The organism is Streptomyces sp. MNU76 (assembly GCF_020982545.1).
Classification (GTDB): Bacteria; Actinomycetota; Actinomycetes; order Streptomycetales; family Streptomycetaceae; genus Streptomyces.
Map to the genome: position 1 here is coordinate 177121 of NZ_JAJKLK010000008.1, position 21214 is coordinate 198334.

Here is a 21214-nt window from a genome sequence, read left to right on the forward strand (position 1 = left end):
CGCCGCAGCACGCACCGCGACGGGCCTCACCCGTGCCCGGCCTTCCACGCCGCCGGGCACGGGTGGGCGGCCATCAGATTCTCGACTCCTAGGAAAGAAAGAACATGTCGTTCCTGAAGACCATCGACACCAATCCCTCCTTCGCGCCGTACAAGTCCGGCCCGCTCCCGGAGCGTCTGGTTTCCGGAGACCCCGCGTTCATGACCTGGCCCCAGGACATCGCCCGCGGGGAGATGATCCATACGGGCGTCTGGGAAGCGACGCCCGGCGAGACGCGCTCGATCAAGGGCGAGGCCTTCGAGTTCTGCCACATCCTCGCCGGCGTCGTGGAACTCACGCCGGAAGGCGGCGAGCCGGTGGTCTACAAGGCGGGCGACAGCTTTGTCATGAAGCCGGGCTTCGTCGGTGTCTGGAAGACCGTTGAAACCGTGCGCAAGATCTACGTGATCGTGAAGTGATGCCGGTAGCGTCGTCAGGCCAGGTGCCGGGCGGTGATCTCCGCGGCCGTCTCGGCGACCAGCCGGCCCAGCTCGGGCAGCCGTACGGGGTCGAAGCGGGAGTCGGGCAGGGAGACTGCCACGGCGGCCAGCGGAGTTCCCTCGCCGTCGAGCACGGGTGCCGCGATCGCGCAGACACCCTGCAGGTACTGGTTGTGGTTGACGGCGTAGCCACGCTCTCTCACGCGGTGGAGCTCCGCCCGTAGTTGCTTCGGGTCGGTGATGGTCTCTTCGCCGTAGCCCTCCAGCGTCCCCGCGGTGACCTCGTCTATCTCGGACTTCCTCAGATGGGCGAGGACGGCGTTTCCGGCGGCGGTGGCGTGCAGGGGCGAAGTGTCGCCGATGGCGTGGAAGGTGCGTACGGCGTGGTCGCAGTCGACGCGGTCGACGACGACCATGCCTTGCAGTGCGTCGGGCACCGACAGGTGGATGGTCTCGTTCACGGCGTCGCGGAGCCGGATCATGGGTTCGCGGGCGGCGGCGAACAGGCTGGAGCCCTGTAGTGCGGTCGGTCGTACGGCCAGGACTCGGGCGCCGATCTCCCAGCGGGTGGTGTCCTTGCGGTTCGCCCGCAGCCAGCCCGCCTCGTTGAGGGTGACCAGCGTGCGCTGCACGGTGGACTTCGGCAGCCCGAAGATCTTCGTCAGCTCCCCGACGGTCACGGGTTGGTGTCGGGCGACCGCCTCCAGTACCCGCAGTGACCTGGTGACGCTCTTCATTTCCATGCGATGCCCCCTCGGACCCGTGGATCCCTGATTCTCACTTCTCGACTCCAGCACGGAGTCACGGTCATGATCCGTGCCGGACTCCAGCATAGGATGCCACAATATGGCACACGGCTGGGATCTGGTGGATCAGTGGACCGGCCCTGGGGTGTGCCGGGGTTCCCAACCGAGGGCCGGCCTCGCACGCTGACGTATGCGAGGCCGGCCCTCGGGTCGACGGGGCGTGCGGTGCGGTCGTCGTCCGCCGTTCAGGCGCCCAGGCGGCGCTGTGAGATCTCCGCGGCGGTGTCCGCGACGAGGCGGCCCCACTTGGGTGCCTGGTCCTCGTGGTAGCGCGCCTCGGGCATGGAGATGGCCACGGCCGCCAGCGGGGTGCCGTCCTCGTCGAGCACGGCGGCGGCGACGGCGCAGACGCCCGGACGGAACTGGTTGCGGTTGACCGCGTAGCCGTCGGTGCGGATCCGGTCCAGCTCGGCACGCAGCTCGTCGGGGTCACCGGGCGTCGTGTCGCTGAACCGCTCCAGCCCGGCCGCGACGAGGTCTTCCACGTCCCGCCTCGGAAGGTGCGCGAGTACGGCGCGCCCGACGGCTGTGGCGTGCAGAGGTGAGGTGTCGCCGATCGTGTGGAAGGTGCGTACCGGGTGGTCGCAGTCGACGCGGTCCACCACGACCATGCACTGGAGGGCGTCCGGCACCGACAGGTGGATCGTCTCGTTCACCGCGTCGCGGAGCCGGATCATGGGTTCGCGGGCGGCGGCGAACAGGCTGGAGCCCTGTAGTGCGGCGGGCCGTACGGCCAGGACTCGGGCGCCGATCTCCCAGCGAGTGGTGTCCTTGCGGTTGGCGCGCAGCCAGCCGGCCTCCGCCAGCGAGACCAAGGTGCGCTGCACCGTGGACTTCGGCAGCCCGAAGAGCTTCGTCAACTCCCCTACGGTTACGGGCTGATGCTGGGCGACCGCCTCCAGGATCCGAAGCGACCTGGTGACGCTCTTCATTTCCATCCGGTTTCCCCCCGTTAATCCTCGAAATTTCTGCTGGACACCCTCTTGACTCCTCGCTGAAGCCGCTGTCATTCTCTGTGCCAGATTCTAGCACGGCATTCCACATGGTGGCACGGCCTTCGGAGAGATCCCCGGAAGTGAGCCGGACTGCGAGACGCGGCGGTTGCGAGCCGCGGGTCCACATGGGGGACCTGGCTCCCGCCAAACCATCTCGAATCGAACAATCCTCACGTCGAAGGGCCAGCATGCGCCTCGGCGATACGAAAGGAAAGTCCTGTGTCAGCTGCCAGGAAGCGCGTCGCGGTGGTCGGCGTCGGAACGATGGGCAGCCAGGCCGCCTGGCGGCTGGCGGCCCGCGGCGCCGAGGTCGTCGGATACGACCGATACGCTCCCGGCCACGACCGCAGCGCTGCCGGCGGTGAGACCCGCATCTTCCGCAGCGCGCACTTCGAGGACTCCCGGTACGTCCCGCTCCTCAAGCACGCCGACGCCCTCTGGGAGCAGCTTCAGCAGGAGACCGGCCGCGAGCTGCGCCGTCTGACCGGATGCCTGCTCATGGGGCCGACCGAACACCAGCAGATGGCCACCGTCCTCGAGTCCATCGCCGACCACGACCTCGACCACGAGGTACTGGACGCCGACACGCTCGCCAAGCGCTTCCCGCAGTACCGCATCGAGGACGGCGACGCAGCCGTACTCGACCGCCGCGCCGGGTTCATCCGCCCGGAACTGACGATCCAGACCGCAGCGCGCCGCGCCGAACAGCTGGGCGCCGTGATCCACCGCTACAGCACGGTCCGCGAGATCGTCCCTGTCGCCGACGGCGTGGAAATCCGCACCGACTCCGGCAGCGAGCGCTTCGACACCGCTGTCGTCAGCCCCGGTCCCTGGGTCAACGACCTCCTGCCCGACCTGCCCTGGGAGGTGGAGGTCCGCCGGCTCGTCAGCGCCTGGTACGTGCCGACCGACCCCGACGCCTGGTTCGGCGAGGAGCGCCCGGCCTTCATCCGCACCGCCCCCACCCACTGCTACGGCCTGCCCTCCCCGGACGGCATCTCGGTCAAGCTCGGACTGTCCCGTGCGCTGCACCGGCTCGCCGACGACCCCAACCAGCTGGATCGCACCGTGCGCCCGGACGAGCTGGACATCTTCTCCGAGCTGATCGGGCGATACCTGCCCGACCTGCACCCGGACCCCACCCGCCTCTCCGTCTACATGGAGGGCTACACCGAGAGCAGCCGCCCCCTGGTCGGCCCCCTGCCCGGCGCCGAGAACGTCATCCTCCTCGCCGGCTTCTCCGGCCACGGCTTCAAACTCTCGCCCGCCTTCGGCGACATCGCCGCGGACCTCGCGCTGGACGGCGCTTCGCCCCAGCCCATCGACTTCCTCTCCACCGTCGGCCGTACGGAGGCATGACCATGAACGACACCACGCTCTCCGTCGGCACCCTGGTGGCCGAGCCGGGAACCAAGGTCCGCGGCACCGTCCGCGCCGACCTGGGCACTCTCACCGCGGACATTCCGCTGACCCTCGTCAACGGGACCCGCCCCGGCCCCCGGGTCGTCATCACCGCGGGTGTGCACGGCGGCGAGTTCCCGCCCATCGACGCCGCCGTGCGACTCGCGGACGGGCTGGAACCCGACGAGGTGCACGGACAGGTGATCATCTGTCCGGTCGCCAACCCGCCCGCCGTCTACCAGGGCCGGCTCAACATCTCCCCGGTCGACGGCGTCAACCTCAACCGCGTCTTCCCCGGCGACGCGGCCGGCGGCCCCACCGAGCGGCTGGCCGCCTGGCTCTTCGCCCACCTACTCGACGGCGCCGACGTCTACATCGACCTGCACTGCGGCGCCATCGACCAGGTCCTGCGGGACTTCGTCGGCTACCGCCTCACCGGTGACCCGGACCTCGACAAGGCGACCGCCGAACTGGCAGGCTCCTTCGGCATCGAGGACGTCATCCTCGGGCTGACACCCGAGGGAGGCAACAGCCACGCGGCCGCCGCCCGCCGGGGCATCTCGGCGGTCCTCGTCGAGGTGGGCCAGCTCGGCCAGCGGGACGAGGCCACCGCCCTCCGCCGCGTCGACGGCCTGCTGAGGGCACTGCGCCATCTGGGCGTCCTCGACCAGGACGGTTCCGCTCCGGCACCGATCCGCGAGTGGGTCTGGTCCGCCGGCGTCACCGCCGAGGCCACCGGCCTGTGGTACCCGGAGTTCTCCTTCGACGCCGACATCATCGGCGAAGTCGCCGAAGGCGACCTCCTCGGCCGCATCATCGACCCGGTCGACGGCACGGAACACACCGTCCACGCCCCGGCCGACGGACGGATCTTCTACGGCATGCACGGCCTCACCGTCGCCCCCGGCAAGGAACTCGCCGCCCTCGCGCTCCCGTGGGACCCCGACACGGCCGCGCGGGCCGACACCTTCCGGGCCCCCGGCCTCGGTGCCGGATCCGATGAGGCGGATCCCCGCCCCTAGACCCCCATTTCAGCCGCCCCTTCCCACGTCCCCAGCCGCCCCTTCTCACGGCCAGTACCACCAGGAGGCACCAAATGAAAGATGCCCGAATAGACCGCAGACTGTTCCTGCGAGGAATAGGAGGGGTCACGGCGGGTGTCGCCGCCGCGACCACCCTCTCCGCCTGCGGTACCGGCACCAGCCGTGTGTCGTCCGGCGGGGGCAAGGGCGGCGGCAAGACGGTGGTCGTCCGTGACAGCGGCGGTTCCTACGGCGCTGCGCTGCAGAAGGCGATCTACACGCCGTTCACGCAGGAGACCGGTATCCAGGTGAAGGTGCTGAACCTGGACGACGCTCCGCTGCTGGCGCAGATCAAGCAGGGCCGGCCGCAGTGCGACCTGATCAACAACTCGATGATGTCGCACACCAAGTACGTCAAGCAGGACGCGCTGGAGGCGCTGGACCTCGACCGGGTCAAGAGCGTGAAGAGCGCGAAGATCCCCGAGGGCCAGGTCACCGACCATGCCATCGGGAACAGCTTCTACGGCGCCTGTATGGCGTACCGCACGGATGCTTTCGGGGGCAAGAAGCCCGAGTCGTGGGCGGACTTCTGGGACACCAAGGCGTTCCAGGGCGGCCGTTCGATGTGCAACCCGGACGGTGACCTGCCGGAGCTGGAGTTCGCGCTGCTGGCCGACGGCGTTCCCATGGACAAGCTGTACCCGCTGGATGTGGACCGTGCCTTCAAGGTGCTGACGCGGCTGCGGGGTGACATCAAGAAGTTCTGGGACAGCGGCCCGCTCCCCGGTGTGCTGCTCAGCCGCCAGGAAGTGACGATGTCCACCGTGTGGGACGGCCGTATCGCCGATCTGGAGAAGCAGGGTGTCCCGGTCACCAGGCAGCTCAACGGGATGCGTCGGCAGTTCCAGGGCTATGCCATCGCCAAGGACGCGGCCAACGTGGACAACGCCTACAAGCTCATGGACTTCTCGCTGCGGGCGGAGAGCCAGGCCGCTCTGGCCAAGGCGTTCCCGTCGAACCCGGCTTCCCCGCTGGCTTACGCCAAGCTCACCGAGGACGAGCGCAACGCGCTCGCGGGTGCGCCGCAGTACTACGACAAGGGCTTCGACGCGGACATCGACTGGTGGCTGAAGAACGAATCGGCCGTCACCAAGCGCTGGTTGGAGTGGGCTCGTGGCTGAGTTCGGTATCGCCGTACCGTCGGTGAAGGTGGCCGGCAACAAGCCGGCCACCGCGACCGGCAAATCGCTGTCGGTGGTGGCCCTGCGCAAGACCTACGGCGATGTCGTGGCCGTCGACGAGGCGTCCATGGACATTGCCGCGGGGGAGTTCGTCACTTTCCTGGGCTCTTCGGGGTCGGGCAAGACCACGACGCTGATGATGATCGCCGGGTTCTGCGAACCCGACTCCGGCACCATCACCGTCGGGGACCGTGATGTGACGCGGCTGGCGCCGCAGAAGCGGGGTTTGGGCTTCGTCTTCCAGCAGTACCTCCTGTTCCCGCACATGACCGTGCAGGAGAACGTCGCCTTCCCGCTCACGCTGCGTGGTGTGGGCAAGGATGAGATCCGCCGTCGGGTGGGGGAGACGCTGGAGATCGCGGGCCTGTCCGGTTTCGGCGGCCGCAAGCCGCGTGAGCTGTCCGGTGGTCAGCAGCAGCGTGTGGCGTTGTGCCGGGCGCTGGTCTATCGCCCGCCGGTGATTCTCATGGACGAGCCGCTGGGTGCCCTGGACAAGAAGCTGCGCGACCAGCTCCAGGTGGAGATCAAGACCATCCAGCAGGAACTCGGCCTGACCGTCATCTATGTGACGCATGATCAGGAAGAGGCGCTGGTCATGTCGGACCGCATCGCGGTGATGCGCAACGGCCTGATCGAGCAGTTCGACACCCCCCGCGAGCTGTTCGAACGGCCGAGGACCCCCTTCGTGGCCGACTTCCTCGGCGCGGCCAACTTCCTGCCCGGCCGCATCGAGCAGCACACCGACGAGCACACCCTGGTCCGCCTGGATGCCGGCGGCACTCTGCTGAAGGCGCGCCGCCACCAGCTGCCCTCCGGTACCGAGGTGAAGGTTGCGGTGCAGCCGGGCCGGCTGCGGGCCTGTGCCAGTGATGACGGGTTCTGTACCGGCACGGTGGAGAACGCCACTTACGTGGGCACGCTGGTGCGCGCCGGGGTGCGGATCGACGGTGGTGACGGGCCGCTGCTGCGCCTGGAGGTCCCCGCCGGCCGGGGCCCTGTGGCCGGTGAGCGGGTCGGGATCAGTGCGGACCCCGAGGATGTCAACCTCTTCCCCACCGACGAAAAGGCGGGGTGAGCCATGGCAGCCACCCTCACCGCGGGGGCTCCCGCCCGTCCGCGCAAGCTGCTGGCTTCGCGTCGGACGCGGGTCGGGATCTTCTACGCGCTGCCGGTCGTCGTCTATCTGCTGCTGCTGTTCGTCTACCCGATCTTCTCCACGCTGCTGCTCAGCCTGAAGGACGCCGACGGCTCGTTCACCCTGCACTGGTACGCCGACGCACTGACCGGCGTGAACCTGTCGGTGCTGTTCACCACGCTGCGGATCTCCGCCGAGACAGCGGTGCTGAGCCTGGTCTTCGGGTTCGTCCTGGCCCAGGCGATCACCCGGCTCAAGCCCATCCTGGCCGGTCTGGCCATGCTGGTCGTGGTCGTCCCGCACTTCGTGTCCGCGCTGGTGCGCACCTACGGCTGGATCATCATGCTCGGTGACAAGGGCCTGGTGAACGAGTCCCTGGCCGCGATGTCGGTCCCGGGGGCGCCGTTCCAGCTGCTCTACAACGAGTTGGGTGTGGTCATCGGTACCACCTCGATGATGCTCCCCTACACGGTGCTGCTGCTGTACGGGGTGATGCGCGGGGTGGACCGCCGGCTGCTGGCGGCCGCGTCCAGCATGGGCGCGGGCAAGGTGACCATCTTCCGGCGGGTGTATCTGCCGTTGGTCGCCCCAGGGTTGGCCAGTGCCGGACTGCTCAGCTTCATCCTCTCGCTGGGCTACTACATCACCCCGGCCCTGATGGGTGGCCCCAACCAGACGATGATCGCCACCCTCATCAACCAGCAGGTGACCAAGGAGAACCAGTGGAACGGGGCCGCCGCGCAGGGCGTGATCCTGCTGGTCCTCACCCTGGCCGGACTGCTCCTGGTCAAGGCCGTGACCTCGCTCGGCGCCAGCCGTAAGAAGAGGAGCGCCACATGATGGAACTGCGCAAGTCCCTCACCGGCCGCATCGCCCTCACCGCCGTGGCCACCGTCATCCTCCTCTTCCTCGCGCTGCCGATCGTCGTCATCCTCGTCACCTCCTTCAGCAACAACGCCTTCGCGGCGTTCCCGCCCGAGGCGTGGACGCTGAACTGGTACAAGGCCCTGTTCGCCGACGGCAGCAAGTGGCCCGCCGCGCTCTCGCTGTCCGCCCTGGTCGCCGCGCTGAGCACCGTGTTCTCCCTGATCATCGGGGTGACTGCGGCGACTGCTCTGGTCCGCAGTGAACTCCCGCTGCGTTCCGCGGTCTTCGCGCTGGTCCTCGGCCCGCTGGTCATCCCGCAGATCGTCACCGCCCTGGGTCTGTTCCTCCTCTTCGAACCGGCCGCGATGCTGGGCAGCCCGATCGCCATCGCCCTCGGGCACACCGTCCTCGCCTCACCCATCGCGGTGCTGATCCTGATCGCCACGCTGCGCGGCATCGACGAACGCCTCGAAGACGCCGCCGCCAGCATGGGCGCCGGCCGCCTCACCATCGCCCGGAAGATCACCTTCCCCCTCGCCGCACCCGGCATGATCGCCGCGGCGATCTTCTCCTTCATCACCAGCTTCGACGAGTTCTACATCTCCCAGTTCCTCTCCTCGGTCGACACCGTCACTCTGCCGGTGCAGGTCTACAACTCGCTCACCTTCGAGATCGACCCGAGCGTCACCGCGGTCAGCGCGATCCTCATCGCCTTCGCCATCCTCGCGCTCGGCCTGGTCGCCCTGGTGCGCTGGCTCGGCTCCGGACGGCAGGAATCCCTGCTCTCGGTCGAGAACACCGTCGGCGTCGCCAACCCGGGAGGCGAAGCCGTATGACCACCGCCGCCGCTCAGCTGACCGCGGCCACCGCTCAGCGGCACCTGCTGCTGCACATGACCGCCAACGGATCGCTCGGCGACGAGGGCGAAGACCTCCTCGTCATCCGGCGAGGGGAGGGCCCGTACGTCGAGGACTCGGACGGCAGGCGCTACATCGACGGCCTGTCGGGGCTGTACTGCTGCCAACTCGGCTACTCCTACGGCCCCGAGTTCGCCGAGGCCGCCGAGCGGCAACTGCGCGAGCTGTGCTACAGCCCGCTGTGGACCGGGTCCGCGCACCCCTCGGCCATCGAGCTCGCCGAGCGGCTGTCCCGGATCGCCCCCGTCGACATCGAGCACACCTTCTTCTCGAGCGGCGGCGCCGAAGCCGTCGAGACCGCCTGGAAGATCGCCCGCCGCTACCACGCCCTGCGCGGGGAGCCGGGCCGGGTCAAGGCGATCGCCCGGCGCGGCGCCTACCACGGACTGACCATCGGCACGCTGTCGTTCAACGACGACCCCGGGCTGACGGAGCCGTACGGCCCGCCGGCGATCGACACCAGGTTCGTGTCGAACACCAACCGCATGGGACTTGCAGCGGAGTTCGCGGACGACGAGGTGTACACGGCCTGGCTGCTCGCGGAGTTGGAGGCCGCGATCCTGACCGAGGGCCCCGAGACCGTCGCGATGCTGATCGCCGAGCCGGTGCAGAACCGGGGCGGCTGCATCACCCCGCCCCAGGGCTACTGGCAGGGCTTGCGGGCGCTCGCCGACCGGTACGGCTTCCTGCTCGTCGCCGACGAGGTCATCACAGCCTTCGGCCGGATCGGCGAGTGGTTCGGCGGTGACCGCTACGGCGCCCGCCCGGACATGGTCACCGTCGCCAAGGGCATCACCGCCGGATACGCCCCCCTGGGCGCGACCCTGGTCGGTACCAAGGTCACCGAGGTCATCAACCGGCCCGGCGCGGTCCTCAACCACGGCTACACCTTCGCCGGCCACCCGCTGAGCACAGCCATCGCCCTGCGCAACCTGGAGATCATGGAGCGGGACCGCATCCTGGACAACGTCCGCGGTCTCCAGGGCAACCTGGCGAGGCGCATGACGGCGCTCAAGGATCTGCCGATCGTCGGCGACGTCCGCGGCACCGGGTTCTTCTACTCCTGCGAACTCGTCGGCGACCTCGACGACGGCGCTTTCAGCGCCAAGGCCCGAACCGAACTCATCGGCGACCTGATCCCTCGTCGGCTGCGCGAGGCCGGCCTGCTGGCCCGCGTCTACAACCGCTCCGCGCCGCTGGTCCAGATCGCGCCCCCGCTGATCAGCGACCGCGCCGTCCTCGACCGTATCGCCGCGATCATCGCGGGCGTCCTCGCCGAGGCATCGGCCCGCATCTGATCCACATCTTGGAAAGGATCCACATGTACTCCATCGGTCCGCTGACCGTCGCCCCCGGCGAGCGCGCCCAGGGCCTGATCCCGGTCGGCACCAGCAGCTACGGCGTGGAGCTCGGCATCCCGCTGATCGTCGTCAACGGCGTCCAGGACGGCCCGGTCCTGTGTGTGGACGCGGGCGTGCACGGCGACGAGTACGACGGCCAGGAGGCCATCCGCCGCGTGCTCGCCGAGATCGACCCGGCCACCCTGCGCGGCACCGTCGTCGGCATCCCCTGCCTCAACACCCCGGCCTTCGAGGCGGCGGCCCGTGCCAGCGGCATCGACCACCTCAACCTCAACCGCATCTTCCCGGGCGACGCGGAGGGCTCCTACTCCCAGCGTCTGGCCGCCACCTTCGTCGAGCAGGTCGTCCCCGCCGTCGACGCCGTGGTCGACCTGCACACCGGTGGCGCCTACGGCGAGATCGCCCCGTTGGTCATCCTCCAGGGCGGCTACGAGGACCTGGCGACGGACCTGGCCCTCGCCGCCGGGCACGAGCTGGTCTGGAAGGGCGGCAAGTGGGGCGGCACGGTCCGCCACCCCGTCCTCGAAGCAGGCAAGCCCGCCATCACCATCGAGTGCGGCGGCGCCACCTACCGCGAGACCAACGTCGAGCACCACATGCACTCGATCCGCAACATCCTGCGCAGCCTCGGCATGATCGACGGCGAGGCGGAGCTGCGGGACACCTACACGACGGTCTCCGGCACCTTCGCCCGCTCCGCCGCCGGCGGCTTCTTCGTCGCCCGCGCCGAGCCGGGGGAGACCTGCAAGGAAGGCGACCTGATCGCCACCATCACCGACCACTACGGCAACACGCTGGAAGAGGTCATTGCCCCGCAGGAGGGCATCGTGCTCTGGGTCCGCCGGATCCGCACGGTCCGCCCGGGCGACGAGGTCGTCATCTTCGGCGAGGTGCTGGGAGAGATCCAGCCATGAGCGACCAACTGCAACCGACCGGACTGCAACTGACCGAGCTGCTGATCGACGGCAAGCACCTCCCGGCCGCCGACGGACGCTTCTTCACGGTCCTCGACCCGTCGAACGACACGGCCATCGCCCAGGTGGCGCTGGCCGGCAAGGCGGACGTGGATCAGGCGGTGGCCGCCGCCCGTGCGGCCTTCACCGCTCCCGAGTGGTCCGGGATGCGTGCCGCCGACCGGGGCCGGATCCTGTTCCGCATCGCGGAGGCCATCCGCTACCAGAGCGAACGGCTCGCCCGCCTGGAGAGCCAGGACGTCGGCAAGCCGCTGCGCCAGGCGAAGGCCGACGTCGAAGCGGCCGCCCGCTACTTCGAGTTCTACGCGGGCGTCGCCGACAAGCTCGGCGGCTCGACGGTCCCCCTCGGCCCCGGCCTGCTCGACTACACCGTCCGCGAGCCGATCGGCGTCTCCGGCCACATCATCCCGTTCAACTACCCGCTGCAGAACACGGCGAGGGGCTCTGCCCCGGCACTGGCCGCCGGCTGCACGGTGGTGCTCAAGCCGTCCCCCGAGGCGCCGCTCACCCCGCTGGAGATCGGCAGGATCGCCCTGGAGTGCGGCCTTCCGCCGGGCGTGCTCAACGTGGTCCCCGGGGACGGCGAGACCGGCGCGGCCCTCGCCGGGCACCCGGACATCGACCAGGTCACCTTCACCGGGTCCGTGCCCACCGGCATCAAGGTCGCCCAGGCCGCCGCCGCCAACGTGGTGCCCTCCGTCACCGAACTGGGCGGCAAGTCGCCGGTCGTCGTCTTCGCCGACGCCGACTTCGACCTGGCGCTCGGAGCGGTAGCCGCCTCCGCGTTCGGCAACGCCGGGCAGACCTGCTCGGCCGGCACCCGGCTGCTCCTCCAGCGCGGTGCCGAGGAGTTCCTGGACAAGCTCGTCGCGCACGTCGCGTCCCTGCGCCTCGGCCCGGGGCTCACCGACCCGGACGTCGGCCCGCTCGTCGCCGCACGGCAGCGGGACCGGGTCCTTGGCTACCTGGAGCTGGCGCGGGAGGAGGGCGCCGTGGCGCGAGTCGGCGGAGGTGCCCCCGCCGACCCCGAACTGGCCGACGGCTACTACGTCCAGCCGACCGTGCTCACCGGACTGGACAACCAGGCCCGTTGTGCCCGCGAGGAGATCTTCGGCCCCGTCGTCACGGTCATCGAGTTCGACGACGCGGACGAGGCACTGGAGATCGCCAACGACAGCCCGTACGGCCTGGCCTCGTACGTGTGGACCCGCGACATCGACAAGGCGATGCGGCTGGCCGAGGGCATCCGCGCAGGCCAGGTCTATGTCAACGCCACCGGCGTCGGCACCGGCGTGGAGCTGCCCTTCGGCGGCTACAAGCACAGCGGCTGGGGCCGGGAGAAGGGTCTGGAAGGCCTGGCCAGCTACCTGCAGACCAAGAACGTCTGCATCGGGTTCGGGAACCGGTCATGAGATACCGGACGCTCGGCGAGCGCGGCCCGATCGTCTCCGCGGTCGGCGTCGGCGGCAACAACTTCGGCGCCCGCCTCGACGAGGAGGGCACCAAGGCCGTCGTCCACGCCGCGCTCGACGCGGGGATCACGCTGTTCGACACCGCCGACATGTACGGCGGGGCCGGCGAACGGGGCGGCTTCCGCGGCGACGGCGAACGGCTCCTCGGTGCCGCGCTCAAGGGCAGCCGTGACCACGTGGTGCTGGCCACCAAGTTCGGCATGGAGATGAGCCGGGACGCCGACCTGTACGGTCCGCGTGGATCCCGCGCCTACATCAGGTACGCGGTGGAGGCGTCACTGCGCCGGCTCGGCACCGACCGGATCGACCTGTACCAGTACCACGAGCCGGACGGCGTCACGCCGCTGGAGGAGACGCAAGCCGCGCTCCAGGAGCTGGTCCACGAGGGCAAGATCCGGTACATCGGCTGCTCCAACCTCCCCGCCGAGTACGTCACGGACGTCTTCGTGTCCACTCAGAACCGCTACCACCTGCTCGACCGCGGCGTGGAGCGGGACCTGATCCCGGCCTGCCTGCGCCACGGCGTAGGTCTGCTGCCGTACTACCCGCTGGCCAACGGCCTTCTCAGCGGCAAGTACCGGCGCGGTGAGGAGCCCCCGCCGGGCAGCCGGCTGTCCTGGCGGCAGGGCTGGCTCACCGACGCGGCCCTCGGCAAGGTCGAGGCGCTCACCGAGTACGGCGCCGATCGCGGCCTGACCCTCCTCCAGGTCGCGGTCGGCGCACTGGCGGCCCTCCCCGCCGTCGGCTCCGTCATCTGCGGCGCCATGACCCCCGACCAGGTCACCGCCAACGCGGCGGCGGCCGACTGGATACCGAGCCCGGCCGACCTGGCCGTACTCGACGCGATCGTCGCCCCTGGCGAACGCGTCGTCTGAAGTCCCCACCCCTGTTGAGAGAACCGCGAGAGCAAGGCTGGACACCATGCGAGAGATCGTCACCTTCGACGCCTACGCCACCCTGATCAACTTCGAGCTCGGTCCCACCACCCTGAAGGTTCTGGAGGATCGGCTCGACCTGGACAACCTGGATGTCGACGAGTTCCTCGACGACTTCCGCGTCATGCGCTTCCAGGCCGTCCTGGAGGCCTACCGCCCCTACCACGAGGTCCTGCACTCCAGCCTGCGCAACGCCATGCGCCTGCACGGCCTGGAGTACCGCGAGACCGACGGCGAGGCCCTCGTGGACGCCGTCCCCACCTTCGGCCCCTGGCCGGAGGTCCCGGAGGCCCTGCGGCAGCTGAAGACCAAGTACGAGATCGCCATCATCTCCAACTCCGACGACAACCTGATCGCGCGGAACGTCGAGAACATCGGCGTCGAGTTCGACTACGTCATCACCGCCCAGCAGGCCGGCGCCTACAAGCCGGACCGCCAGACCTTCAAGCACGCCTTCCGGACCATGGGTGTCGAGTCGTCGCAGGTCATCCACGTCGCCCAGGGCTGGGAGTACGACCACATCCCGACCCGCGACCTGGGCCTGAAGCGCCGGGTGTGGATCAACCGCTACGGCCGCAAGGGCAGCGCCGACTACCAGCCGTACGACGAGCTGCCCGACCTGTCGGGTCTGCCGAAGCTGCTCGGCTGCTGACCGACGGCGCAACGGCGAAACAGACCGAGAACACAGAGGACGCACGCCATGAAGCAGATCCCCTACTGGATGGACACAGCCCCCGCCCTGCCCGACCGTTCCGGGAAGGACCTGCCCGACGAGGCGGATGTGGTGGTGATCGGCGGCGGCCTCACCGGCCTGTCCACCGCTTACCACGCCGCCCGCAAGGGTGCCCGGGTCGTCCTGGTCGAGAAGGACCAGGTCGGTTCGGGAGCCTCCGGGCGCAACGGCAGCCACTGCAACCCCGGCATCACCATCAGCCCGGCCCAGGCCCGCCAGCGCTACGGGCAGGAACGTGCTCGCGAGCTCTACGACGCGTTCCGCGTCGCAGTGGACCTCGTCGAGGAGATCGCGGTCAAGGAGAAGATCGACTGCGACTTCCACCGTGCCGGGCGCCTCGGCTTGGCCTGCAAGCCCAAGCACCTCGAGGGCATGCACGCCAAGCAGCGCGACCTGGCAGAGAACTTCGGCCACGAGACGGTCGTCCTGAGCAAGAGCGAGCTGCGCGCCGAGCTGGGCTCGGACCACTACCACGGCGCCCTGCTCGACCCGCTCGGCGCAGCCCTGCACGTGGGCAAGTTCGTCGTCGGCCTGGCGGACGCCGCCGAGCGTGCCGGTGCCGAGATCCACGAGCGCAACGCCGCCACCGGCCTCACCCGCCTCCCTGGCGGCGGCTTCGTGGTGGAGACCATGCGCGGCACCATCCGTGCCAAGCAGGTCATGGCGGCGACGGACGCCTACACTGACCAGTCGATGCCGTGGTTCCGCAAGCGGCTGATCAACGTCGGCAGCTTCATCATCGTCACCGAGCCGCTGGGGGAGGCGCGCGCCAAGGAGCTCATCCCCAACGGCCGCCTGCTGGTCGCCCACAAGAACGTCGGCAACTACATCCGTCTCACGCCGGACAACCGCCTCGCCTTCGGCGGCCGGGCCCGCTTCGCCCCGTCCAACCCGGCGTCCGACGTCAAGAGCGGTGACATCCTCAAGCGGGAGATGACGGAGATCTTCCCGCAGCTGGCGGGGGTGCGCATCGACTACGTGTGGGGCGGCATGGTCGGTTTCTCCTGGGACCGCATCCCGCACGCGGGCGAGGTCAACGGCCTGTACTACTCCATGGGTTACTGCGGCCACGGCGTCCAGATGGCCACGTACATGGGCCGCGCGGTCGCCGAGATGATGGACGGCAATCCGGAGGCCAACCCGATGCGCGGCTTCGGCTTCCCGAAGGTGCCCGTCCCCTTCTACAACGGCACTCCCTGGTTCCTGCCGTTCGGCGGCGCCTACTACAAGGCGAAGGACCGCCTGCTCTGAGCAGGTACCGACACCGGCGACACCACGGGGCCTTCCGCGCAGCCGCGCGGAAGGCCCCCCATGCCCCCCGAGAGAAGCCCTCAGCCTCATGAACGCCGTCACCCGCATCGAGCACGACCTGCTCGGCGACCGGGATGTCCCCGTCGACGCCTACTGGGGTGTGCACACCCTGCGCGCCACGGAGAACTTCCCGATCACCGGCACTCCCATCTCCGCCTATCCGCATCTGATCGACGCCCTGGCCGCCGTGAAGGAGGCCGCCGCTCTCGCCAACGAGGAACTCGGGCTGCTGGCGGCGGAGAAGGCCGCCGCGATCGTCGCCGCGTGCCGGGAGATCCGTGACAGCTCGCTGCACGACCAGTTCGTCGTCGACGTGATCCAGGGCGGCGCCGGCACCTCGACGAACATGAACGCCAACGAGGTCGTCGCCAACCGGGCTTTGGAGTTGCTGGGGTTCGAAAAGGGCCAGTACCGGTACCTGCATCCCAACGAGGACGTCAACCTCGGTCAGTCGACCAATGACGTCTATCCGACCGCCGTGAAGATCGCGACGGTGTTCGCGGTGCGCGGGCTGCTCAAGGCGATGTCGGTGCTCCAGGACGCGTTCGCGCGCAAGGCGGTCGAGTTCCGTGACGTGCTGAAGATGGGCCGGACCCAGTTGCAGGACGCGGTGCCGATGACGCTCGGGCAGGAGTTCTCGGCGTATGCCGTCATGATCGAGGAGGACCGGTCCCGTCTTGCCGAGGCGGTCGAGTTGATCCATGAGATCAACCTGGGTGCGACGGCCATCGGCACGGGCCTCAATGCCCCTGCGGGGTACGCGGAGTCGGTGCGCCGCCACCTCGCCGAGATCACCGGGCTGCCGCTGGTCACCGCGGCCAACCTGGTCGAGGCCACCCAGGACTGCGGTGCGTTCGTGCAGATGTCGGGTGTGCTCAAGCGGATCGCGGTGAAGCTGTCCAAGAGCTGCAACGACCTGCGGCTGCTGTCGTCCGGGCCGCGCGCGGGCCTGGGTGAGATCAACCTGCCGCCGGTGCAGGCGGGTTCGTCGATCATGCCGGGCAAGGTCAACCCGGTGATCCCCGAGGTCGTCAACCAGGTCGCCTTCGAGGTCATCGGCAACGACGTCACCATCACCATGGCCGCCGAGGCCGGACAGCTCCAGCTCAACGCCTTCGAGCCGATCATCCTGCACTCCCTCTCGGAGTCCATCACCCACCTGCGGGCCGCCTGCTTGACGCTGGCCGAGCGTTGCGTGAACGGCATCACCGCCAATACCGAGGCACTGCGCCAGACCGTGGAGAACTCCATCGGCCTGGTCACCGCCCTCAACCCGCACATCGGCTACTCGGCGGCCACCGACATCGCCAAGGAGGCCCTCGCCACCGGCCGGGGCGTGGCCGAACTCGTCTTGGAAAAGGGCCTGTTGCCCGCCGAGACACTCGCCGACCTGCTGCGGCCGGAGGCCGTGGCGGGCCGCGGTCAGGTGCTGGCCCGACAGGGAACGAACATGAGACTCCAGAACGTCAACGCCGTGTCACCGGAGCATCAAGCGGCATCAGGTGCTTCATGACCAGGAACGCGCTCAGTTGGTTGTTGTTGAGCAGCTCACGTGCGTTATCGGCAGTCGTCTCCACGAGCGGGCTGGACTGCTGGCAGCGGCGTCCCGCCCCGCTGCCTACCGGCGCGTCAGAGAGGACTCCATTCCGCTGCGCCGGCTCGCTGCGCACCATCGCCACGAGAGGGGAAGAGGGTCGCCGTCTCACACCGGTTGCCAGATATGGGCGAGCGTTGAGGCGGTGAGGAGTTGCTCGGGGTGTCCCTGCCCCGCCGGCCGACCGTCGTGGAGCAGGAGGCAGGCGTCCGCCGAGCGTGCGGCTTCCAGGTCGTGGGTGGCCTGAACGACGGTACTGTCGTCGGCGACCAACTCCGTCAGCAGCGCAGCGATCCGGTCCCTTGCTTCGGGGTCCAGGCCCGTGGTCGGTTCGTCCAGGAGGAGCAGGTCCGACTCCTGGGCGATTCCTTGGGCGATCAGGGCGGGTTGCCGCTGTCCGCCGGAGAGTTCTCCGAGTTGGCGGGTGGCGAGGTCAGTGATACCGAGCCTCTCCATGCGGTCCACCCCGGCCTGTCGGGCGACGCCGGAGACGCTGACGGGTGAGCCATTCTGGGCCGCTGCTTCGAGGGCGCCGACCATCCGCTGCTGTCGGCGGTCAGTGCTGTCCTGGCGGCCTTGGCGCATCATGCGTACTTCCGGGGCGGACGTCGGGCAGGGGCTTCCGATACGGGGCACGTCGAGCATCACGCTGCGGCTGCGCCGGACCACGGCGACGGCCTCCTGAATCTCTGCCCGTTCCTCGGAACTCAGGTCGCCGAGGTAGGCCTTGACCTGGGCGATCAGGCGCCGGACTCGGCGGATCCCCTCGACCGAGGTACGGCCTCGCTGCGAGCCCGGTCAACCTCTCCAACGCGGACATCAGCCGCTCACGGGTGCGCAGCAGGTCAGGGCTCCTGGCGCACGCCGTCAGGGGACACCGACTTCGCCGTTCGCCCGATTACTCGCCCGGCTCGAGCGCCGCGGGCATGCGGTACCGCACGATCGGGCTGTCTCTTGTTTGAGGGCCAGCGCAGCCGGTCCTTGGCCTTGTAGTACGCCCCGGCGAAGGGCGGGAACCAGGCGGTGCCGTTGTAGAACGGCACCGGAACCCTGGGGAAGCCGAAGCCGCGCATGGGGTTGGCCTGAGGGTGGCCGCCATGACCTGCGTGGCGCGGATGGTGCCGTGCAGGGTCTCGACGAGGAAACCGCCCTCGGGGAGGCGGTGCAGCGCGGTGGCGGCGTTGCGTTCGTGGATCTGAGCCCCGGCGAGTTCGGCGGCCTCGGCCAGGCCATGGACGTATGTGCCGACGTGAAGATGCGCGCTGAGCGCGTCGAGCAGGGCTCCGTGGTAGTAGTCGGAGCCCAGCTCGGCACGTAGATCGCTCTTGCTCAGCAGCGTGGTGTCGTGGCCGAAGTAGTCGGTCAGGTCGCTCTGCTTGGCCCGCATGCTCTCGAAGTGCTGCGGCTTGAACGCGACGCCCAGACGTCCTACGCGGTGGAAGCCGCAGTCGATCTGCTCCTTGACCGTCAGCTCCTCCACAGCGCTTTCGCGCCTCGGCGGGACTGATGGTGATGCCCTGGGCGCATGCTGGGGTGTCTTGTCTGGGGCCCGGCTCAGCAGCCGAGCAGGGCCGGCAGGCCGGACAGGTCGGGCAGCTCGTCGAAGGGCTGGTAGTCGGCGCTGCCGCGGGCGCCCATGGAACCGTTGTGGCCGTAGCGGTTGATCCACACGCGGCGAGCGAGGCCGAGGTCGCGGGTCGGGATGAGGTCGTACTCCCAGCCCTGGGCGACGTGGATGACGTGGGCGGGGTCGATGTCCATCGTCTGGAAGGCGTACTCGAAGGTCTGCCGGGACGGCTTGTACGCCTTGGCCTGCTGGGCGGTGATGACATGGTCGAACTCGACGCCCATGTTGGCCAGGTTCTGGGCGATGAGGTCGTCGTCCGTGTTGGAGATGATGGCGATCTCGTACCGGGACTTCAGCGCCCGCAGGGCGGCCGGGACCTCGGGGTGGGGGCCGAAGGTGGGCACGGCCGCGACCAGGGCCTCGCCGTCGGACTGCCGGTACTCCAGGCCGTGCAGCCGCATCGCTGTTTCCAGGCTGGCGGGCAGCAGCTCGCGAAAGGGGCGGTATGCCTCCAGGACGGCGTGGAACCGCATGATGCGGAAGTCGTCGAGGAACTCGTCGACGTTCAGACGGTCCAGGTCCAACCGGTCGGCCAGGACCTTCAGGGTGGTGGGGCCGAGCTGGAAGTCGACCAGAGTGCCGTAGGCATCGAAGGTGACGATCTGACGCATGATATTCAACCTCTTTTCGGGCGTAAAGGGCATTCTTTTTAACGGGAGTTGCGATCTGGTCGAGTGCGGCCAGGTCGGCCGCATGGGAAGTTCAGGAGCTGCCGAGGCGTTGGGGCGGCGACCTGTCACGGCGAATGCTGATGCGATGAGCCTCTCTCCGGCTCGAGGCGATGCGTCAGTGAAGCACTGTGGAGAATCCGGCAACAAGGGACGTGAGGCCGCGAGATCGACCGCGTATTTTGTGCCTGTGCACAATCTCCCTGTCAGGGTTCCGATGTAGTTCTGCTCGGCGGCCAAGGCTGCAGTCCTCATGAAACGCATATCGCCTCTGACCGTCACGCTTCGGCTCAAGCTCCCTCGGTCGCGGCCCCGGCCCGGTTGTCGCCCCGGCCCGTCCAACGATCGGTGGATCAGGACATCGTCGCCCGGAAGCGGGCGCCGGCGTCCGTCTCCAGCCAGGCCAGGGCGAGGACCAGCCGGGCGGCCTCGTTCGGTCGGGACAGCTTCAGCCCGGTCGCCTCTTCCGCGGCCTGCAGGCGATTGCCCACCGTGTTCCGGTGACGGTAGGTGCGTGCGGCCACCTCGGCGACAGAGCCCAGGTCGAGGTACCAGCGCAGGGTCTCTACGATGCTGTCGCGGTCGCGCAGCCTGAGCAGTGGGCGCAGCACGTCGGCGGCCATCGCACCGGTGAGCTCCTCCTGCGTCGACATGATCGCCCCGATCCAGTGGCCCTCCACGTGCCGTACTCCGGGCTGCGCGGAGCTGCGGATCGCGGCACGTGCGAACCGGATGCCCCGCGCCGTCAGCGCCAGCCCTGGGACTTCCGCGACGCCGCAGCGCCACGGGGCGAACGGCCGGAGCATGGCAAGCATGGCCTCTTCATCGCACCGTCCGTGACCGATGATGCCGAGGAGCTCGTCGCCCATCCATCCGAAGTGACGTACCAGTCCGCCCCGACGCAGCGCATCGTCGACCTGGGACACAGCCGGGTCCCCGGTAGGAACGGATTCGACCACGACCACGGTCAGGGCGACGTTCTCGGAGAAGCCCAGCAACGTGGAGGCCTCGGCGACGGTGGAGGGATCCTGCTCCCCTTCCAGGACCAGGCGGCTGAAGGCTCGGTTGCGCACCTCCGTACGACGGCTCGCCAGGTCGCGCTCGGTGCGGCGGTAGGCGTCGACGACCTCGACGCTGTTGGCGTCCGTCGCCTCCCAGACGCGGATCAGCCCGTCGAGGAAGTCGGGATCGGCGCTGATGCCACGTGCTCGCCCCTCTGCGAGCACGGCCTCCCACAGGGTCCTGAGGTCCAGCTGGAAGGAGTGCATCAGAGCGGTCAGGGGAAAAGCCTGCTCCGCTCGCTCGCGTCCCACGTCCTCGGTGGCGCGCGAGACGGTCCGGGGCACGGGATCGCCGGCGAGCCGGGTCAGGGCGAGTTCGAGGGTTCGTCGCATCCCCTCCCTTTTCCGGACCGGGTCCCAGTCCACCGACGCGTAGGCAGGCTCCTCGGCTTCCAGCTGTTCGAGAGCGCGAGAGGTCAGTTCGTCGAGCCGCTCATCGAGGAGCCGGCGCGCGATCGCCTGCACGGCGTCGTGGCGGGCCCGGCCCTGACGGCGTCCCGGCCCGCTCACGAGGACCGCCTCTCCCGGCGACAGCCGTCACCGCACGGATCCGGGGCCGTTTCCGGGTGATGGCGCTGCAATGCCGGTGGGGCTCCCTGGCAGTAATTGTGCACA

General features: G+C 69.1%; 20 protein-coding genes. 14 read left to right on the plus strand and 6 right to left on the minus strand.

The features are described from left to right. Positions 1 to 104 precede the first annotated feature (104 nt). Positions 105 to 458, plus strand: a complete 354-nt coding sequence (locus tag E4N62_RS21030) for a cupin domain-containing protein (RefSeq protein ID WP_230216620.1) — start codon at positions 105 to 107, stop codon at positions 456 to 458. A 14-nt stretch (positions 459 to 472) separates the two neighbouring features. Here the strand turns inward: E4N62_RS21030 and E4N62_RS21035 are convergent, their stop codons facing one another. Next, entirely contained in the window at positions 473 to 1216 is a 744-nt protein-coding gene (locus E4N62_RS21035) for an IclR family transcriptional regulator (protein WP_230217048.1), read from the minus strand. 254 nt (positions 1217 to 1470) lie between these two features. Then, positions 1471 to 2217 (minus strand): IclR family transcriptional regulator, encoded by a 747-nt coding sequence (locus E4N62_RS21040; RefSeq protein ID WP_230217050.1) that lies wholly within the window; start codon positions 2215 to 2217, stop codon positions 1471 to 1473. Between the two features lie 282 nt (positions 2218 to 2499). Between E4N62_RS21040 and solA the strand changes: the two genes are divergently transcribed. The 13 genes from solA (at position 2500) to aspA (ending at position 17162) form a co-directional block, all read left to right on the plus strand. Further along, positions 2500 to 3639: an N-methyl-L-tryptophan oxidase gene (gene solA, locus E4N62_RS21045; RefSeq protein ID WP_230216622.1), complete on the plus strand. Its 1140-nt coding sequence runs from the start codon at positions 2500 to 2502 to the stop codon at positions 3637 to 3639. A gap of 2 nt (positions 3640 to 3641) precedes the next feature. Continuing rightward, complete coding sequence (locus E4N62_RS21050; RefSeq protein WP_230216624.1) at positions 3642 to 4703, plus strand: succinylglutamate desuccinylase/aspartoacylase family protein; 1062 nt, start codon at positions 3642 to 3644, stop codon at positions 4701 to 4703. A 74-nt stretch (positions 4704 to 4777) separates the two neighbouring features. Beyond that, positions 4778 to 5884 carry an ABC transporter substrate-binding protein gene (locus E4N62_RS21055; RefSeq protein ID WP_230216626.1) on the plus strand — a complete coding sequence of 369 codons (1107 nt, stop codon included), beginning with the start codon at positions 4778 to 4780 and terminating at the stop codon, positions 5882 to 5884. Beyond that, complete coding sequence (locus E4N62_RS21060; RefSeq protein WP_230216628.1) at positions 5877 to 7019, plus strand: ABC transporter ATP-binding protein; 1143 nt, start codon at positions 5877 to 5879, stop codon at positions 7017 to 7019. The genes E4N62_RS21055 and E4N62_RS21060 overlap by 8 nt, the downstream gene beginning before the upstream one ends. A gap of 3 nt (positions 7020 to 7022) precedes the next feature. Then, positions 7023 to 7919, plus strand: coding sequence for an ABC transporter permease (locus E4N62_RS21065; RefSeq protein WP_230216630.1), 897 nt, complete (start codon positions 7023 to 7025; stop codon positions 7917 to 7919). Next, the gene (locus E4N62_RS21070) at positions 7916 to 8782 is read left to right on the plus strand and encodes an ABC transporter permease (protein ID WP_230216632.1); all 867 of its coding nucleotides are present in this window, start codon (positions 7916 to 7918) and stop codon (positions 8780 to 8782) included. The genes E4N62_RS21065 and E4N62_RS21070 overlap by 4 nt, the downstream gene beginning before the upstream one ends. Further along, entirely contained in the window at positions 8779 to 10161 is a 1383-nt protein-coding gene (locus E4N62_RS21075; protein ID WP_230216634.1) for an aminotransferase class III-fold pyridoxal phosphate-dependent enzyme, read from the plus strand. Before E4N62_RS21070 ends, E4N62_RS21075 begins: the two co-directional genes overlap by 4 nt. Positions 10162 to 10184: 23 nt before the next feature. Continuing rightward, positions 10185 to 11138, plus strand: coding sequence for a succinylglutamate desuccinylase/aspartoacylase family protein (locus tag E4N62_RS21080; RefSeq protein ID WP_230216636.1), 954 nt, complete (start codon positions 10185 to 10187; stop codon positions 11136 to 11138). Then, positions 11135 to 12610, plus strand: coding sequence for an aldehyde dehydrogenase (locus E4N62_RS21085; protein WP_230216639.1), 1476 nt, complete (start codon positions 11135 to 11137; stop codon positions 12608 to 12610). The genes E4N62_RS21080 and E4N62_RS21085 overlap by 4 nt, the downstream gene beginning before the upstream one ends. Further along, positions 12607 to 13545, plus strand: coding sequence for an aldo/keto reductase (locus E4N62_RS21090; RefSeq protein WP_230216641.1), 939 nt, complete (start codon positions 12607 to 12609; stop codon positions 13543 to 13545). Before E4N62_RS21085 ends, E4N62_RS21090 begins: the two co-directional genes overlap by 4 nt. 46 nt (positions 13546 to 13591) lie before the next feature. Continuing rightward, positions 13592 to 14257 carry a haloacid dehalogenase type II gene (locus E4N62_RS21095; RefSeq protein ID WP_059085101.1) on the plus strand — a complete coding sequence of 222 codons (666 nt, stop codon included), beginning with the start codon at positions 13592 to 13594 and terminating at the stop codon, positions 14255 to 14257. 48 nt (positions 14258 to 14305) lie between these two features. Further along, on the plus strand, positions 14306 to 15589 hold the full coding sequence (locus E4N62_RS21100; RefSeq protein ID WP_230216643.1) for an FAD-binding oxidoreductase: 1284 nt from the start codon (positions 14306 to 14308) through the stop codon (positions 15587 to 15589). A gap of 88 nt (positions 15590 to 15677) precedes the next feature. Then, a complete protein-coding gene (gene aspA / locus E4N62_RS21105) occupies positions 15678 to 17162 on the plus strand; it encodes an aspartate ammonia-lyase (protein WP_230216645.1) in 1485 nt (494 codons plus the stop codon). A 189-nt stretch (positions 17163 to 17351) separates the two neighbouring features. On the opposite strand, the gene E4N62_RS21110 is transcribed toward aspA, so the two are convergent. From E4N62_RS21110 to E4N62_RS48795, 4 genes are all read right to left on the minus strand, one after another. Continuing rightward, positions 17352 to 17888, minus strand: coding sequence for an ATP-binding cassette domain-containing protein (locus E4N62_RS21110; RefSeq protein WP_308185411.1), 537 nt, complete (start codon positions 17886 to 17888; stop codon positions 17352 to 17354). Positions 17889 to 18141: 253 nt separating this feature from the next. Further along, a complete protein-coding gene (locus E4N62_RS21115; RefSeq protein ID WP_230216647.1) occupies positions 18142 to 18723 on the minus strand; it encodes an FAD-dependent oxidoreductase in 582 nt (193 codons plus the stop codon). Positions 18724 to 18797: 74 nt separating this feature from the next. Further along, positions 18798 to 19481, minus strand: a complete 684-nt coding sequence (locus E4N62_RS21120) for a haloacid dehalogenase type II (RefSeq protein ID WP_230216649.1) — start codon at positions 19479 to 19481, stop codon at positions 18798 to 18800. Between the two features lie 410 nt (positions 19482 to 19891). Further along, positions 19892 to 21109 carry a helix-turn-helix domain-containing protein gene (locus E4N62_RS48795; RefSeq protein ID WP_230216651.1) on the minus strand — a complete coding sequence of 406 codons (1218 nt, stop codon included), beginning with the start codon at positions 21107 to 21109 and terminating at the stop codon, positions 19892 to 19894. Positions 21110 to 21214 lie beyond the last annotated feature (105 nt).

What these genes read in the sequence shown, in the direction of transcription:
- E4N62_RS21030 (WP_230216620.1), top strand. Translation starts at nt 105, where the DNA reads ATGTCGTTCCTGAAGACCATCGACACCAATCCCTCCTTCGCGCCGTAC.
- E4N62_RS21035 (WP_230217048.1), bottom strand. Translation starts at nt 1,216, where the DNA reads ATGAAGAGCGTCACCAGGTCACTGCGGGTACTGGAGGCGGTCGCCCGA.
- E4N62_RS21040 (WP_230217050.1), bottom strand. Translation starts at nt 2,217, where the DNA reads ATGAAGAGCGTCACCAGGTCGCTTCGGATCCTGGAGGCGGTCGCCCAG.
- E4N62_RS21050 (WP_230216624.1), top strand. Translation starts at nt 3,642, where the DNA reads ATGAACGACACCACGCTCTCCGTCGGCACCCTGGTGGCCGAGCCGGGA.
- E4N62_RS21055 (WP_230216626.1), top strand. Translation starts at nt 4,778, where the DNA reads ATGAAAGATGCCCGAATAGACCGCAGACTGTTCCTGCGAGGAATAGGA.
- E4N62_RS21065 (WP_230216630.1), top strand. Translation starts at nt 7,023, where the DNA reads ATGGCAGCCACCCTCACCGCGGGGGCTCCCGCCCGTCCGCGCAAGCTG.
- E4N62_RS21070 (WP_230216632.1), top strand. Translation starts at nt 7,916, where the DNA reads ATGATGGAACTGCGCAAGTCCCTCACCGGCCGCATCGCCCTCACCGCC.
- E4N62_RS21075 (WP_230216634.1), top strand. Translation starts at nt 8,779, where the DNA reads ATGACCACCGCCGCCGCTCAGCTGACCGCGGCCACCGCTCAGCGGCAC.
- E4N62_RS21080 (WP_230216636.1), top strand. Translation starts at nt 10,185, where the DNA reads ATGTACTCCATCGGTCCGCTGACCGTCGCCCCCGGCGAGCGCGCCCAG.
- E4N62_RS21085 (WP_230216639.1), top strand. Translation starts at nt 11,135, where the DNA reads ATGAGCGACCAACTGCAACCGACCGGACTGCAACTGACCGAGCTGCTG.
- E4N62_RS21090 (WP_230216641.1), top strand. Translation starts at nt 12,607, where the DNA reads ATGAGATACCGGACGCTCGGCGAGCGCGGCCCGATCGTCTCCGCGGTC.
- E4N62_RS21095 (WP_059085101.1), top strand. Translation starts at nt 13,592, where the DNA reads ATGCGAGAGATCGTCACCTTCGACGCCTACGCCACCCTGATCAACTTC.
- E4N62_RS21100 (WP_230216643.1), top strand. Translation starts at nt 14,306, where the DNA reads ATGAAGCAGATCCCCTACTGGATGGACACAGCCCCCGCCCTGCCCGAC.
- aspA (WP_230216645.1), top strand. Translation starts at nt 15,678, where the DNA reads ATGAACGCCGTCACCCGCATCGAGCACGACCTGCTCGGCGACCGGGAT.
- E4N62_RS21110 (WP_308185411.1), bottom strand. Translation starts at nt 17,888, where the DNA reads ATGCTCGACGTGCCCCGTATCGGAAGCCCCTGCCCGACGTCCGCCCCG.
- E4N62_RS21120 (WP_230216649.1), bottom strand. Translation starts at nt 19,481, where the DNA reads ATGCGTCAGATCGTCACCTTCGATGCCTACGGCACTCTGGTCGACTTC.